Origin of the sequence: Tessaracoccus sp. MC1679 (assembly GCF_014164775.1) — a bacterium.
In the GTDB taxonomy this organism is placed as follows: domain Bacteria; phylum Actinomycetota; class Actinomycetes; order Propionibacteriales; family Propionibacteriaceae; genus Arachnia.
The window spans coordinates 1-15,320 of the sequence record NZ_JACJGB010000009.1 but is presented as its reverse complement, the minus strand read 5'-3'; the positions used below and the strand labels follow the sequence as shown (position 1 = coordinate 15,320).

At 67.0% G+C, this 15,320-nt stretch carries 13 protein-coding genes; 9 read left to right on the top strand and 4 right to left on the bottom strand.

The features are described from left to right. Positions 1–667: 667 nt before the first annotated feature. On the bottom strand, positions 668–1,507 hold the full coding sequence (locus H5398_RS14590) for a TM2 domain-containing protein (protein WP_182800537.1): 840 nt from the start codon (positions 1,505–1,507) through the stop codon (positions 668–670). A gap of 143 nt (positions 1,508–1,650) precedes the next feature. Between H5398_RS14590 and H5398_RS14585 the strand changes: the two genes are divergently transcribed. Genes H5398_RS14585 through H5398_RS14565 form a run of 5 tightly spaced genes read left to right on the top strand, consistent with a single transcriptional unit; the run spans position 1,651 to position 7,968 of the window. Continuing rightward, on the top strand, positions 1,651–3,513 hold the full coding sequence (locus H5398_RS14585) for a hypothetical protein (protein WP_182800536.1): 1,863 nt from the start codon (positions 1,651–1,653) through the stop codon (positions 3,511–3,513). A gap of 2 nt (positions 3,514–3,515) precedes the next feature. After that, the gene (locus tag H5398_RS14580; protein WP_182800535.1) at positions 3,516–5,096 is read left to right on the top strand and encodes a class I SAM-dependent DNA methyltransferase; all 1,581 of its coding nucleotides are present in this window, start codon (positions 3,516–3,518) and stop codon (positions 5,094–5,096) included. After that, positions 5,093–6,235: a restriction endonuclease subunit S gene (locus tag H5398_RS14575; RefSeq protein WP_182800534.1), complete on the top strand. Its 1,143-nt coding sequence runs from the start codon at positions 5,093–5,095 to the stop codon at positions 6,233–6,235. Before H5398_RS14580 ends, H5398_RS14575 begins: the two co-directional genes overlap by 4 nt. Then, positions 6,232–6,870, top strand: a complete 639-nt coding sequence (locus tag H5398_RS14570; RefSeq protein WP_182800533.1) for a DUF4433 domain-containing protein — start codon at positions 6,232–6,234, stop codon at positions 6,868–6,870. Before H5398_RS14575 ends, H5398_RS14570 begins: the two co-directional genes overlap by 4 nt. A gap of 3 nt (positions 6,871–6,873) precedes the next feature. Then, positions 6,874–7,968, top strand: a complete 1,095-nt coding sequence (locus tag H5398_RS14565; protein WP_220489523.1) for a macro domain-containing protein — start codon at positions 6,874–6,876, stop codon at positions 7,966–7,968. Positions 7,969–8,036: 68 nt separating this feature from the next. Here H5398_RS14565 and H5398_RS14560 read toward each other — a convergent pair whose 3' ends face one another. Further along, positions 8,037–8,357 carry a hypothetical protein gene (locus H5398_RS14560; protein ID WP_182800532.1) on the bottom strand — a complete coding sequence of 107 codons (321 nt, stop codon included), beginning with the start codon at positions 8,355–8,357 and terminating at the stop codon, positions 8,037–8,039. A 4-nt stretch (positions 8,358–8,361) separates the two neighbouring features. After that, positions 8,362–8,652, bottom strand: coding sequence for a hypothetical protein (locus tag H5398_RS14555; protein WP_182800531.1), 291 nt, complete (start codon positions 8,650–8,652; stop codon positions 8,362–8,364). Positions 8,653–9,173: 521 nt separating this feature from the next. On the opposite strand from H5398_RS14555, the gene H5398_RS17910 reads away from it, so the two are divergent. Further along, on the top strand, positions 9,174–10,913 hold the full coding sequence (locus H5398_RS17910) for an ATP-binding protein (RefSeq protein WP_182800530.1): 1,740 nt from the start codon (positions 9,174–9,176) through the stop codon (positions 10,911–10,913). Positions 10,914–10,919: 6 nt separating this feature from the next. On the opposite strand, the gene H5398_RS14545 is transcribed toward H5398_RS17910, so the two are convergent. Next, the gene (locus H5398_RS14545) at positions 10,920–11,597 is read right to left on the bottom strand and encodes a hemolysin III family protein (protein ID WP_182800529.1); all 678 of its coding nucleotides are present in this window, start codon (positions 11,595–11,597) and stop codon (positions 10,920–10,922) included. A gap of 142 nt (positions 11,598–11,739) precedes the next feature. On the opposite strand from H5398_RS14545, the gene H5398_RS14540 reads away from it, so the two are divergent. From H5398_RS14540 to H5398_RS14530, 3 genes are all read left to right on the top strand, one after another. Continuing rightward, on the top strand, positions 11,740–12,207 hold the full coding sequence (locus tag H5398_RS14540; protein ID WP_182800528.1) for a hypothetical protein: 468 nt from the start codon (positions 11,740–11,742) through the stop codon (positions 12,205–12,207). 413 nt (positions 12,208–12,620) lie between these two features. Then, a complete protein-coding gene (locus H5398_RS14535) occupies positions 12,621–13,046 on the top strand; it encodes a hypothetical protein (RefSeq protein ID WP_182800527.1) in 426 nt (141 codons plus the stop codon). A gap of 169 nt (positions 13,047–13,215) precedes the next feature. Beyond that, the coding region (locus tag H5398_RS14530) for a type I restriction endonuclease subunit R (RefSeq protein ID WP_182800526.1) at positions 13,216–15,320 on the top strand (2,105 nt) is incomplete at its 3' end.

The window sequence follows — 15,320 nt, the reverse complement described above, 5'->3', positions numbered from 1 at the left end:
CCCGGGCCTCGTCTCCCGTCTCCACGCACTGGTCTCCGTGTGGCGTGGTTGGCTTCGGGCGCGGTTCGCCGGGACGGCCCCTGGTGCGGGTCAGTCCAGGCGGGACGCCAGCTGGGTGATCGTCGGGTTGGGCATCACTGCGCCGCGCCGCCCCCGTCGATCCGCTCCCAGCGGACCACGACGCCTCCGTATTCCTGGCCCCGCCGGGGCTGAGTCCTGGGACGGCTCTTCTGCTGGCTGAGCGCTTGAGACGAGCGGCCTCTCCCGGTGGCTGAGGTGCCGCGCAGCTCTCTCCCGCTGGCTGACTTGAAAGAACGCTCTTTCCCGCTCCACGGGGGCCGCCCGGCCCCGGACACTGAGGTGCCGCGCAGCTCTCTCCCGCTGGCTGAGGTGCCGCGCAGCGGCCTCGAAGCCTATGAAACGTAGGCTGACAACGAACGTCCCTTGAGTCCCTCTAAGACTCGTCGCTTCGGGATGGGGGCGGCGACCCCTCTCAGCTGGGTGAGCCAGCCGGCGCCCGGGGCTGGGACCCGCCCCAGGGCCGCCGACGAGCCGGGTGCCCCCCAATTCACCAGGCTCGCCGGCGGCTGCTCGTGGGGTTGGCGTGCCTCACCGCCCGTCTTGGGCCGCACATCTGCACGAGGCGTGACGGACCGCAGGCCCCGCTTCAGGAGGTGGCGATGGTCCAGGCGCCGTCGGCCTTGACGAGCAGCAGAGACGGGCCGGCCATCAAGGGGACGCTGCCCTCGTAGGCGCCGATCTCGTTGATCAGCAGGCTGGGCCAGGTGCCGTCGGACTGCTGGAGGACGAAGTTTGCACCGCCGTCGTGGGTGACGGCCGCGACCGCCGCCCCACCCTCGTACTTGAACACGGCGTCGCCGGCCCCGCTGAGTTGTGCCGGTGCCACGGGAGCAGCGGTGACGGGATCGATCTGGACCGTCCAGGAACCGTCCGCCGTGATCTGCAGCATGGTGGGCTCGCCACCCATGAGCCCGTAGGAGACGGTGCCGGAGTAGGTGCCGATCTCGTTGACGAGCAGGTCATCGAGCTGGTTCGAGCCGTCAAGCGTCTGGAGGACGAAGTTGGCGCTGCCTTTGTGGGTGGCGGTGACCAGAGCGGCCTCGGCTTCGGCCGGCAGCTGAATCACGGAGTCCCCGGTGCCGCTCTGCGTGATGGTGGCGAAGGCGCCGAAGCGCTCGGCGTAGGGGTCGGCTTCTGGCGCCGGGGATTCCTCCGGCTGTGTGGCGGCGGTGCTCGACGGGGCGCTGCTGGCGGCGGGTGATGCAGCAGGACTCGACGGACTCGTTGCAGGGGCGGAGCTGGAGGCGGGGGCGGCCACGGGTGCCGCAGTCTCGGCCGGATCCGAGAAGGCGCCGCCGATACCGGCCAGCACCAGGAGGCCCGCAGGGATCAGTACGCGCTTCTTGCGGTACCACGGCCTGGTGAGCGGCGGAGGGGTGGGCATGGGTGCGCTGGGCTGTTGTTGCCACTGTGGCGTGGTGGTCACGGTGTCTCCTTGGGGTCGACGATGGATCCACGATCCCAAGGCTTGCTTCTCATGTCGCCACAGCATGCGATAAGGGGGATTATCGCCGAGTAAGACCCCAAGTGGCGATGCTCGGCTACTGTGATCGCCGAGGGGAGGGCGCCATGCTCATCACAGCTACCGACGTGTCGATGATCGCGCGCGTCCGCCGCCCCGTCGTCTCCATGTGGCGCAAGCGCTACGCAGGGGCCGACGCCTTCCCTGAGCCTGACAGCGCAGGGCTGTTCGACGCGGAGCGGGTCGTCGGCTGGCTGACGGAGCACGGGCGCGGGAACAACCCGCAGCCTGAGCGTGCGCTGCCGCTGCTCGGCATGCTCGTCGAGGCGCGCACGGACGTGGCGCGGGCGATGGACCTGTCCGCCGTGCTCGCGTTCCGCGCGGCGTATGGCGAGGAGCTCGTCGACGATCTCGCCGCTCACAGAGGCGCCGCTCTCGGCGGACTCGACGCGTGGGACAGGCTCCACTGCTTCGGCAGTGAGGTCCTGGCCCTCGGCGACGGCCTGACTGAGACGGCTGCAGCGGTAGACGCCTTCCTCGACGAACGCTTCGGGGCGGCCGACGCTATGCGGTGGCTCGCCGACGACTGCCTCGTCCGCCACCTCCCGCCCTTCGCCGCCGCAGGGCTGTCTGACGCGGCTGCAGGACTGGTGGCCCGGGCCGCCGTGGGGCTCGCGGACCTCTCCCCGCAACCCTCTCTGCTCGATTCGGCCGGCACCGGCTTCTCCTGGCTGCAGCACCTCCCCCCGGAGTGGCCCGCGCCGGTGGGGATCCGGATCGACGAGTCGCCGGTGGGCCGCCACTCCCGGCGGGTCCTGCAGGTGGGGGAGTGGGACGCGCTGGCGGTGCCCGACGAGCGCGGCTGGGCCGTCGCCGTCGACGCAGCCCTCGATGCAGACCCTTCGGAGCTGTTCGCGCGCGCCGCGCTCGGCGACGACCGCCAGGTCCGGCTGGTGCTCGGCCCCGCCAGGCTGCTCGCCGATCCCGCAGGGGATCTTGTCGCCCGCGACGCACTCCTCCGCGACGGCGTGCTCCGCGCCGTCGTCAAGCTGCCGGCGGGATGCCGCCCGGCCCACCCGCGCGAGGCGCTGGCGCTCTGGCTGGTGGCGGAGCGCGACGAGCTGCCGTTCGAGCAGCACCGCACCTTCGTCGCGGACCTCACCGGCGTGGACCTGCCGCAGGTGACCGCCGACCTTGTGGTGGACCTGACGGTCGCCGCGCAGGACCTTCCCGCCCAGCAGCACCGCGCGTGGCGGGTGCTGCGCCCAGCCCTCACCCGGCACCTCCTCGCTCGCCGCGGCTCCCTTGTCGCCATCTCCCAGGCGCCAACAGGACGGCGCGCGCAGGCCCCGACGCCCGCGGAGTTGGAGGCCAAGGCCGAGGCGGTGGGGTTGGGCACGCTCCCGCTCCCACGCAGCTCCGGCGCCCGGAGGACCCGGTCCGAGATCACCGCCCAGACAGGCCTCGATGACGGCTGGCTCAGGCTTCTCGCCGGCTCCCGGATCTCGCCCGATCAGCTAGGCGAAGGCGACCTCACCGTCTGGACCGCCGACGGCGGCCGCCTCGCCCGGACCGTCCGCGTGGACCGGTTGGCCGCCCTCGGCCGCCCGCGCACGTGGCTGACGCAGCCGGGCGACGTGATCCTCGGCCCGGGCCCGACCGCCGTCCTTGACCTCGACGGTGGCTCGCTCGTCGCCGCCCCCGCCCGGGCGTTGCGCCTCACCACTGACGCGCCCGTGACCGCCCAGCAGCTGGCCCGCGCCGTCGCCACCGCGGCGCGCGGCACCAGACCGCCACAGTGGCGACTCACCCCGCTCGATCCCGCCCAGCGCGCCGCACTGTCCGCGGCGGCTGACAGGATTGGGCAGCGTCGGGCCGAGCTCACAGCCCAGCTCGACGCCCTCAACTCGTTCGAGGACTCGCTCCTCGACGCCTGCGAGACCACCACCCTCACCCTGGAGACCCGCTGACCATGGCCAGAACACCCGCCTCCCCCGCCGCGCCCAGCACCGCGAAGGAGCTCAAAGACCTGCTGTGGAAGTCGGCTGACAAGCTGCGCGGCTCGCTGGACGCCAGCCAGTACAAGGACATCGTGCTGGGGCTGGTGTTCCTCAAGTACGTCTCCGACGCGTTCGAGGAGCGCCGCGAGCAGATCCGCGAGGAACTCATCATCGAGGGCTACGACGAGGCCACCGTCGCCGAGACGCTGGAGGACCGCGACGAGTACACCGGCTCGCAGGTGTTCTGGGTGCCGCAGGAGGCCCGGTGGTCCTACCTCGCCGCGCACGCCAAGGGCACGCCGGACAAGTCCACCGGCGAGCTTGTCGACGACGCCATGCGCCGCCTCATGGAGGAGAACAAGTCGCTAGCGGGCACGCTGCCCATGGTGTTCAACCGGTCCAGCGTGGACATGCGCCGCCTGTCGGAGCTGATCGACCTGCTCAACGGCGCCCGCTTCACCGGCGCCGGCGCCACCAAGGCCCGCGACCTCCTGGGCGAGGTCTACGAGTACTTCCTGGAGAAGTTCGCCCGCGCCGAGGGCAAGCGCGGCGGCGAGTTCTACACCCCCGCCGGCGTGGTGCGGGTGCTCGTCGAGGTGCTACGGCCGACGTCGGGCCGCGTCTACGACCCCTGCTGCGGGTCGGGGGGCATGTTCGTGCAGGCGGAGAAGTTTCTCGAATCGCACCACCGCTCGCCGGGCAGCATCTCCGTCTACGGGCAGGAGCTCAACGAGCGCACCTGGCGGATGGCGAAGATGAACCTGGCCATCCACGGCATCCTGGGCAACCTGGGCCCCACCTGGGGCGACACCTTCGCCCGCGACCTCCACCCGGACCTCAAGGCCGACGTGGTCATGGCCAATCCGCCGTTCAACATCAAGGACTGGGCCCGCCGCGAGGACGACGCCCGCTGGGCCTACGGCGTCCCCCCGGCCGGGAACGCCAACTACGCCTGGTTGCAGCACATCCTCAGCAAGCTCACTGCGGATGGCCAGGCGGGAGTGGTGATGGCCAACGGCTCGATGTCGTCCAACAGCGGCGGCGAGGGCCAGATCCGCGCCGAGATGGTCGAGGCGGACGTGGTGAGCTGCATGGTGGCACTGCCCACCCAGCTGTTCCGCTCCACCGGCATCCCCGTGTGCGTGTGGTTCCTCGCCAAGAACAAGGGCCCCACCCCCGACGCCCTCACTGACCGCCGCGGCCAGACGCTGTTCATCGACGCCCGCAACCTCGGCCACATGGTCGACCGCGCCGAGCGTGCCCTGAGCGACGACGACATCGCCAGGATCGCGGGCACCTTCGCCGCCTGGCGCGGCATCGAGGGCGAGTACGACGACGTGCCCGGCTTCTGCCGGTCCGTCCCGACGGCGGAGATCAAGGCCGCGGGCTACGCCCTGACTCCGGGCCGCTACGTCGGCACCGCGGCGGTCGAGGCCGACGGCGAACCCCTCGACGAGAAGATCGACCGGCTGACCAAGGAGCTGTTCGAGGCGATGGACGAGTCGGCCCGCCTCGATGCCGTCGTCCGCGAGCAGTTGGGACGCCTGTCGTGAAGCTCGCGGACGTTTGTGATGCAGTCGTTGACTGCGAGCACAAGACTGCCCCCACCGATCCAACGGGAAAGTTCTTCGCAGTCGGAACCCCAGCTATGCGCCAGAACGTCATCGACTATTCACAAGCGCGTCGAATCGGCTACGAGACCTTCCGCGCCTGGACTCGCCGACTACAGCCTCAGCACGGGGATCTGCTCCTGGCAAGGGAGGCGCCTGTCGGACCGGTGGTCTCTATCCCGCGAGAGGAGAATGTCGCCCCGGGACAGCGCACGGTGCTTCTGCGGCCCAACGCCGCGATGTGCGAGTCGCGATTCCTCTTCTACTACCTTGCGATGCCATCCACACAGGGACGCTTGAACGATCTGGCGGCTGGGTCCACGGTCGCGCACCTCAACGTCGCGGACGTACGCGACTTCGAAGTGGAGTTACCGGACCTCGCCACCCAAACCGCCATCGCCGACGTCCTGGGAGCGCTGGACGACAAGATCGCCGCCAACGAGCGGCTGGTCACAGCTCTGGACTCGCTCGTGAGGACCGTGGTTGAGCGCAGCACGCAAGGCGAGACCGTTCGTGTTGGTGACGTAGCGAGCTTGGTCTCCTTGAAGTCCAACGGTGGCGGTCCCGTGGTTCCATATCTCGGCCTCGAACACCTCCCAAGGCGTCGGCTGTGGGCGCAGGACTCCGGGCTGTCTTCGGAAGTCATCAGCCAGAAGTCAGTGTTCGAGGAAGGAGACCTGCTGTTTGGCAAGCTGCGTCCCTACTTCCACAAGGTGGTCGTGGCTCAGCATGCAGGCGTCTGTTCGACGGACATCCTTGTCGTGCGTGCGATCGATGAAGAACTGCGGGGGTGGATGTGGGCTGCGCTGGCAAGTGACGATGTGGTTGCGGCCGTTACTGCGAGTTCCACGGGTACCAGGATGCCCAGGGCCAGCTGGGGCGATCTTGCAGAGGTCCAAGTGCCTTGGCCTGGCCGATCGGAGGCAGCGAGAGTCTCTCGCCAGATCGAGTCACTCAATGCCCGAGCCGCGGCCGCCGTCGCTGAATCACGGCACCTCGCCGCGACCCGTGACGCCCTCCTCCCAGAGCTCATGTCCGGGCGGCTCAACGTGAATGGCATCGCGGAGGGGGCAAGGGAATGATCCACTCAGGCGTCTGGGGAGGTGAAGCGACCCCGGTGTTCCACTTCACGCATATCGACAACCTGGCAACGATCGCGGCCGGCGGGCTGCAATGCGACACACGCATCCAGGCGACCCGCGTCCTGCAGCAAGAGGTCGGCAACCAGGACATCAAGTCGATGCGACGCGCCCGGGAGGTTCCCATCCCGCCGGGTGGCGTGGTCGCAGACTACGTGCTGTTCTATTTCGCGCCGCGGAGCCCGATGATGTACGCCATCCACATGGGGAACGTGCCCACGTACGTTGACGGCTGTGACGAGATCGTCTACTTGTGCTCGGCGTTGGGGCGTCTACGGGACACAGGCTCAACCCTGGTTCTGACAGACCGCAACGCGGCCTTGGCGCACGCCTCATTCGCATCCCACGCCGCGGATCTGGACATCGACTGGCCGCTCATGGGCGAGCGTTATTGGAACAGCACGCCCGAATACCCCGACCGCCGTGAGAAGCGCATGGCTGAGTGCCTCGCGTATGAAGTCGTGGCGCCTGGAGCCATCGAGGCCGTTGCGGTCAAGTCTCAGGCAGTCGCCAACAAGGTGACTAGACTTGTCGGAACACCCTGGCCCGTTACTGTCAGTCCGGGCTGGTACTTCTAGGACATGGAGACTGCAGTGATTGTGCGCGGCGAGGGCAACCTCCTTGAAGCGCAGGTCGATGCGTTGGTCAACACTGTCAACACCGTCGGCGTGATGGGCAAGGGCATCGCCCTGCAGTTCAAACGCGCCTACCCAGAGATGTTCGAGGACTACGCACGGGCAGCAAAGGCCGGCGAGCTCGCGGTTGGAACGATGCACGTGTGGGCGACGGACGCGGCTCACGGTCCGCGGTACGTCATCAACTTCCCCACCAAGCAGCACTGGAAAGGCCGCTCCAAGCTGGAGTACATCGAGGCTGGCCTGCGTGATCTTCAGCGGGTCGTGCGGGAGCTCGAGATCGAATCTGTGGCGTTGCCTCCACTCGGATGTGGAAATGGTGGCCTGCGCTGGGAGACCGTTCGCCCCCTGATTGAAGAGGCCTTCGCCGAGAGCCCGGTGGCCGTGACGTTGTTCGAGCCCTCCGGCGCTCCTGAGGCGGCGCGGATGCCCGACAGGCGCACGAGGTCCAGGATGACGCCCGGCCGCGCCGTGCTCCTCCGCAGCATGCAGCGCTACGTGGATTCGGCGCTCGAGGATCCGTCCCACTTGGAGTTGCAGAAGCTTCTGTACTTTCTCCAGGAGGCGGGCGAGCCGCTGAAGCTTCGCTTCGCGAAGGCGCGCTACGGTCCGTACGCCGACAACCTGCGCCACGTGCTCGTCGAGCTTGAGGGCCACTACGTCGATGGCTATGGAGATGGCACAGACCCCGTTACCGAGTTTCGACCCATCCGGCTCCGGTCTGATGCCGTCGCCCCGGAACCCACTCCCGAATCTGCGGAGCGTCTAGACCGCACCATGGAGCTCTGCTCGGGGTTCGCGACGCCCTTTGGCATGGAGCTTTTGGCAAGCACCCACTGGGTTGCCACTCACGAGGCTGCTCAAGGCCTTGAGGACTGCACAGCTGCCCTATGGCGCTGGAACCCGCGGAAGCGAGACCTGTTCACCGCCCACCACATCGAGACGGCGTGGACCGCCCTCCATGCCCAGGGATGGCTGGATCAGCCCGCCAGCGGGGAAGTGGCAGCTGGTGCAACAGCCGATGCGATACAGCGAACCTGAGTCTCGAGCTCACTGAACATGACTCCTGCTCACTGAACAACAGTGATGTGCAGTGACGAAGAGTGAGGTCACTCCTGCTGAGCGTGGGGGCCAACTGAGTCGGGGTGCGGCCCGATGGTGACGATCGTGATGTGCCCCTCGTCTGGGCCGTAGATCCAGAAGATGCGCCTTGCCCCAGGCGTGTGATTTTCGGTGTACGACTCCCACAAGTCCGAGCCGTCCACCGACTTCAACGATTGGTACTTGTGGGAGTTGAGCCCGTGGTGCCGCGGGTTCTGCTCCAAGAGAGCCAGGGTCTTGCGCATCTTCTTCAGCTTCACCGAGTAGTTAGGCGAGTCCTCGAGATCCCTCAAGACCTTGGTGGCCTCCCCGGTGAACCGCAGTTCCACCGGGCTAGTCCTCGACGTCCTCGTCGGCGTACTGAGCCAAGCTGCCGAGGCTCTCGGTCTGGCCTGCCGCCGCCTCCGCCAGGCCCCGCGCCAGGGACTCGCGCAGCATCTGGTTTTCCCACACGATCAACTCGCGGCGGGGGATCGAGACCAAGGGGGTGAGCAGGATCTGCCCGTCGTCGTTGACCGCTACTGCGTACCGATCGTCCTTGCGAACGCCGGTTTTGGCCATGGGCAGGCGTCCGCGCTCGTCAGCGAGTGCTTCGCCGACGCTCTTGAAAACGTCCGTGTTCATGTGAGTCCTTCCCCTCCGCGAGAAATGTAACACTTGACCCGCGGTTGCATTGCCCCAATGGGGCATTGCCCACGGAACGCCTGTCTGGAGGCCCGTTCAAGTTGATGGTGATGATTGTGGATAACTCGAATCAGGCCATGTCGGGTTGATGGGTGCGCCGACTCGCCGACGGACTGAAACCGACGACCTTCCCGGGTCTCGCTGCGCGACGGACGGGGACGCGAGCAGGACGGTTCCCGAGACCGAGATGTTGAAGGCGACCAGGTGCCTCAGGGTGTTGAACCGCTCGTCTGGAAGACGGATGCTGCCGTCCCCGCCTCTGATAGCGGTATTCACGCGCCGCCTTCCGCGGAGTGACTGTGCGGGTGGGGTCCCGTCCTGACGCACGCGGCTGCAGATGACGAGTGATAGAGAGTGAAGAACACTGAGGATCCCTTCTTTCTCACTGTTCGCCACTTCCCTTCACTGTATACAGTGAGACACTCAGTGATATACAGTGATCCGGAACAGAGGAGGCGACTGTGGACGTCGAAGCGACCGTCGCGCGGCTACGCCGCCAAGGGAGCGACGACGCTGCCGTGGAGGCGAAGAGCTCGGTCGGTAAACTCCCCAAGGATGTGTGGAACACCGTCAGCGCCTTTGCCAACACCGATGGTGGACTCATCCTGCTGGGACTCGATGAGGCGGAGGGCTTCGCCCCGGCCACCGGTTTCAGGGCGCAACCGATCATCGACGCACTGACTGCGGGGATGCCTGTCTCGCCCAACAACGCTTCTCCTCGAGTCGAACCGGTGCCTGACCATGAGATCGAGAGGGTCGAGGTTGATGGGCGGCAGGTTGTTGCTGTCCGAATCGAGCCCCTGCGCAGCGATCAGCGGGCCCCGTGCTTCGTCGTCGACAAAGCCCTGGAGAACGGATCATTCAGGCGTCGCGATGACCAGAACGAGCATCTCTCCACGTATGCGATCTACCTGCTCCGGCACCGCAACGAGTACCTCCGGACTGACCGCCAGCCCGTTCCTCAGGCTCGCGTGGAGGATCTCGACTCCCAGGCCATCGAGCGGTTGCTCGCCAATATCGGTCGGGCCCAGTCGCGGGCAGTGGCCGGGACGACGTCCACCACCGAGGCCCTGCGCCGGCTCAACATCCTCGATCCCGGCGGTGTCCCGACCCTGACAGGGCTTCTGGCTGTCGGCACATACCCTCAGCAGTTCTTCCCGCAACTCTTCGTCGACATCACCGTCCATCCCGGCAACGCGAAGGCCGCAGTCGGCGAGGGAGTCCGCTTTTTAGATCGACGCGAGGCAGATGGGGCCATACCGGACATGGTTGCCGAGGCGGTGTCCGCGACGCTCGCCAACTTGAAGACCCGACGGGTAGTTAGGGGGGCCGTCGGCCAGGACGTGCCGGAGATTCCCCCTGAGGTGCTCCGTGAGGCGATCGCCAACGCCCTCGTCCACCGCGACTACAGCCCTCAAGCGGTCGGGCAGCAGGTTGCCGTCGATGTGTATCCGAATCGCGTTGAGATCAGCAGCCCAGGGGGGCTCTGGGGAGGAGTGACCACCGATAACATCCACAGTGGCCAGTCACGCTCACGCAACGACGCCCTTGCCAAGCTTCTGACGCGGGTTCCCTTGCCTGGTGGTGGGGTGGTGGTCGAGAACCAGGGCTCTGGTGTTCCCTTGATGCTCAACGCCATGCAGAGTGCAGGATTGCCTAGGCCGGAGTTCACCGCAGCAGTCGACCGCGTGACCGTGACGTTGTTCCGGCACGGTCTACTGGACGAGGACACAGCCCAGTGGCTCAAGGCCCAGGGGGCTTCAGGGCTTACCCCGCATCAGCAGATGGCGCTGGTGCTTGCCGAGCAGTCTGCAGTGGTGACGGTGGGGGAGCTCAGGCGCCAGGTGGGCATCGACAGTGATGACGCTCGCGCGGACCTCCAACACCTGGCGGCCCTGGGGCTCCTGGTCGAACTGGGAACTGACAGGTACTCGCGCCCGACGCCAGTTTTGGCGCCCCGTCCCTGGTCTCCGACACAGCAGGACATCCTGGCTGCGATGAGCGCATCAGAAGGTCCTATTTCCGTGCAGTACCTCAGTGAGAAGACAGGCCGGCCTGTCGGGACACTTCGCACTGCGCTCCGTGGCCTCGTGGAGGCCAAGGCAGTGCTACCGACCGCCCCTCCGAGCAGCCGGTTGCGCGCCTACCGCTTGGGTGACCAGCCATCACTGTTCACACTGGACCTCAGTCAACTGCAGTGAGCCAGGTCACGCTGGCAGCACGTAGAGGTACATCAAGAGGTAGTGGAGGAACGCCGCCACGGCCACGAGCACGTGCCAGATCTCGTGAAAGCCAAATATGCCTGGCCACGGGTTCGGCCGCTCAATCACGTAGATCACGAAGCCCGCGCTGTACACCAGGCCGCCCGCCGCCAGCAGGACGAGTGCGGTCGGCGGGAGCGAGACGTCTGCGCCCAACAGAGCGATGGTCATCCACCCGAGCGTGATGTAGAGGGTGTTGGTGACGTACTTCGGGACCCGTCGCCACACGGAGCGGAGCACGATCCCCAGGATCGCGACGGCCCACACCGCGCCGAACACCGCCCATCCGTAGACACTGCGGAAGAGCACCAGCACGAGGGGAGTGACCGTGCCGGCGATCAGGGTGAAGACCGACGCGTAGTCGAGCGTCCGTAGCGCCTCGTTGATTCGGGGGCCTCGATCGAGTCCGTGGTGGAGCGTGCTCGCCGCGAAGAGTGTCATGAGCGCCAGCCCGTAGATGCTGAAGCCGACGATCTTCCACGGGTCTCCCTGGTCTATGGCCTGAGAGACCAATAGGACCGTCCCCAGGACGGAGAAGCAGAAGGCCACCAGGTGCGAGAGGGTGTTGAACCGCTCGTCGGTCACATGGACGCTGCCGTCCCTGCTTCTGATAGGGCTGTTCACAAGCCGCCTTCCGCCGTGTGGCCGTGCGTGAGGGGGGTCCCGTCGTGACGCAGTTTACCGGGGCGAAACTGTCGTACCTGCGCCCTAGCGTCGGAGTCAGGAGTCGGCACTCGGGTCGGCTCGCGAACGGTTGGAGGTCCTCATGGACGACGTGATCGATCTGGACGCCACGGTGGAGGCGTCGTGGGGCAGGTTCGAGCAGGAGTACGCAGCCGCGGTGCGGGAGCTGCGGCCAGGGCAATACCTGCTGGCGAGTATCGACGACGGCTATGTAGACGATGACGACGAGGACGGCGGATACGGGATGGAAGCCACCCCCTCCGTCATGACCCTCGCCTGGGAGGGCGAGGTCGGCGTCATCGTGGAGGGCAACGATGTCCTGGCCTGCGCCTATCGCCTGACCCGGGCCGAGATGTCTGCGTTGCGGAAGTGTGGGTTGCGACGCTTCAGCAGGCACACCTCGGCGTATCGGCTGGTGCTCCCCGTCAGCGAGGCGTCGCACGCCGCGGCCGTGGCTGCCTCCGTGCTGCGCGACGTGTTCTCCGTGATCCACCCGGCGTTTCTCAAGGGCGGAGGATTCTCGGTCGGTGGCCTGGCTCGCAGCGAATGACCTTCTGCGCTCATCGCCCAGCTGCGAGCCGCACGGCAGTCAGTCGCCGGACAGGGAAAGCGTTGACCTGAGGGATGTTCACCTCCCTCCTCGACACCTCGGTCCTGTGGCCTAGCTCTCAGCGCGACTTCCTACCCAGCCTTGCGATCGAAGGCCTATACCGTCCGACCTGGTCCCACGCGGTGTACATCCGTCCGCAATAGTGGGAGTTGGTGGTCCGGCTATTCCTGGCCCGATCCTTGGACGCAGTAGGTTAACCTTCATTCGGGAGGGCAATGATGCCCTCGTCAGATTTGGGGGAATCTTCTATGAGACGCGCAGCGACCATATTCACGCTCATACTGGTCAGTACCGCAGCCCTGGGCCTTGCTGGATGCTCTGGTTCGGCAGACGCAACCGTCGAACCCACTACCGTGGCGACGACGACCACCTCGGAGCCCACCGAGGTGGTGGTCACTGAAGAGGCGGACGTTGATGAGGAAGCCCCTGCCGTCGATCTGTCCCTCGTGAATGCCTGCCTGAGTCTGACTGAGCCGCTCCAGAAGGCCAACTTGGCGATGCTTGAGATCTCTGCAGCAGCGAACAATGACGCGCAGTCGGCCGTGGATTCGTGGCGAGCGCTATCTGTCGCGTTTGAGGAGTTCGGGGTGACTGCCGCCAATCCAGAGGTGGCGGCGTTGTCAACCGCTGTCGGCGAGACCGGTCACGCTCTGACCGACGCTTTGGAGAAGATCTACGTCAACCAGGAAATGGATGCGGTGGGGGAGTTCACCGAGACGAACGATGCTTTTTTCAAGGCGTATCAGGAACTGCTCAACCTGTGCAACACCGCCGAGTAGGTGCATGGCATCGATCGATGCCCCCATTCGCCCTGCAGGTTGAGTGGGGTTTGCATCGAGCGTTGATCTACTCGCAATGGGTTGCCGGTTGTTCCTGTGGGCTACGCGATAACGGGTCTTCTCGCAAGCCGCGCCGGATGCGGACGGACATGCGGGCAGACTAGGGCTCATGCTCGAAGACGACCTCGAACTCCTCGCCCACGACTACCTGGGCGAACTCGGGTGGCGTCCGGTTCACGGCTCCGAGCTCAACGCCCGCCGCGCCTCGGCCGCGGACCCGGTGCTCGTCGTCGACTTCCGCGCGGCGCTGGCCCGGCTCAACCCGGCGGTGCCCGCGACACTGCTGGACCAGGCCGTCACAGAAATCCTCACGCCCGCGTCGCAGGACGCCGCCTCGGAGAACCTGCGCCTGCACGAGCTCATGGTGCACGGCTACCGCGGGATCAGCTGGCTGGAGCCCGACGGCACCGAGCGCACGCCCACGTTGCGGCTGATCGACCCGGACCCGTCGGCCAACGACTGGTTGGCCGCGCGCCAGGTGATCGTCCGCGACCGCGACGCCCACCGTCGCTTCGACCTCGTCCTCTACTGCAACGGACTGCCCGTCGGCGTCGTGGAGCTGAAGAACGCCGGAGACCAGTCCGCCACCGTCGCCACGGCCCACGCCCAACTCGCCACCTACCTGCGCGAGTTCCCGATGGCGTTCCGCGCGTGCGTGGTCACGCTCATCAGCGACGGCGTGGTGGCCAAGTACGGCAACCCGTTCGCCCCGCTCAACCACTACGCCGAGTGGAACGTCGACGACGACGGCCTCCCGCTGGCCGAGCAGGCGCCCGCGCTCGAGTCGCTGCTCGACGGCGTGGCCAACCTTGAGCGCTTCGGCCAGCTCATGCGCAACTTCACCGCCTTCGCCGAGGGGGAGGGCGGCATCCTCAAGCGCACCGCCAAGCCGCACCAGTACTTCGCCGTCACCAAGGCAGTGGGGCGCACGGTCCAGGCTGTCGAGAGCGACGGCAAGGCCGGCGTCGTGTGGCACACGCAGGGTTCAGGCAAGTCGTTGGAGATGGAGTTCTACACCAACATCCTGCTGCGCACCCCGCGGCTGCAGAACCCCACCGTCGTGGTGGTGACCGACCGCACCGAGCTCGACGGTCAGCTCTTCGACGGCTTCGCCGCGTCCAAGCTGTTCCCGGAGAAGCCGGAGCAGGTCTACACCCGCGAGGCGCTGCGCACCGCGCTCACCGAACGCAACTCCGGCGGCATCCTGTTCACCACGCTGCAGAAGTTCGGCCGCACCCAGCAGGAACGCGAGGCCGGGCGCGAGCACCCGCTGCTCTCGGGGCGCCGCAACATCGTGGTCATCGTCGACGAGGCGCACCGCAGCCACTACGACGACCTCGACGGCTACGCCCGCCACCTCGCCGACGCCCTCCCCAACGCCACGCTCATCGCGTTCACCGGCACCCCGATCAGCTTCACCGACCGCAACACGCGCGAGGTGTTCGGCGACTACATCGACATCTACGACCTCACCCGAGCCGTCGCCGACGGCGCCACGGTGCCCGTCTACTACGAGCCGCGGCTGGTCACCGTCGGGTTCGACGACGGCGTCACCTCCGAGCAGCTCGACGCCGCCGCCGACGAGCTGACCCGCGACCTCGACGAGACCGAGCGGGACCAGGTGGAGCGGTCGGTGGCGGTGATCAACTCCATCTACGGCGCGCCCGAGCGGCTGCGCACTCTGGCCGCGGACATCGTCGAGCACTGGGAGAAGCGGCGGGCCCGGGTCATCACCGAGATCGAGGGGCCGGGCAAGGGCCTCATCGTGTGCGCGACTCGCGAGATCGCCGCCAACCTGTACTCGGCCATCGTCGAGCTGCGGCCGGACTGGCACTCGGATGCCATCGACGGCGGCCGCATCAAGGTGGTCTACTCGGGCACCGCTTCGGACCAGCCCCCGATCAGCGACCACGTCCGCCGCGAGTCCGAGAACAAGGTGATCAAGAAGCGGCTCGCCACCGCCGAGGACCCGCTGGAACTGGTCATCGTCAAGGACATGATGCTCACCGGCTACGACTCGCCGCCGCTGCACACCCTCTACCTCGACCGTCCGCTCAAGGGCGCACTGCTCATGCAGACCCTCGCCCGGGTGAACCGCACGTTCCGCGGCAAGTCCGCCGGCCTGCTGGTGGCCTACGCGCCGCTGACCGACAACCTCGCCCACGCCTTGGCTGAGTACACGCTCTCCGACCAGCGTGAACGCCCGATGGGGCG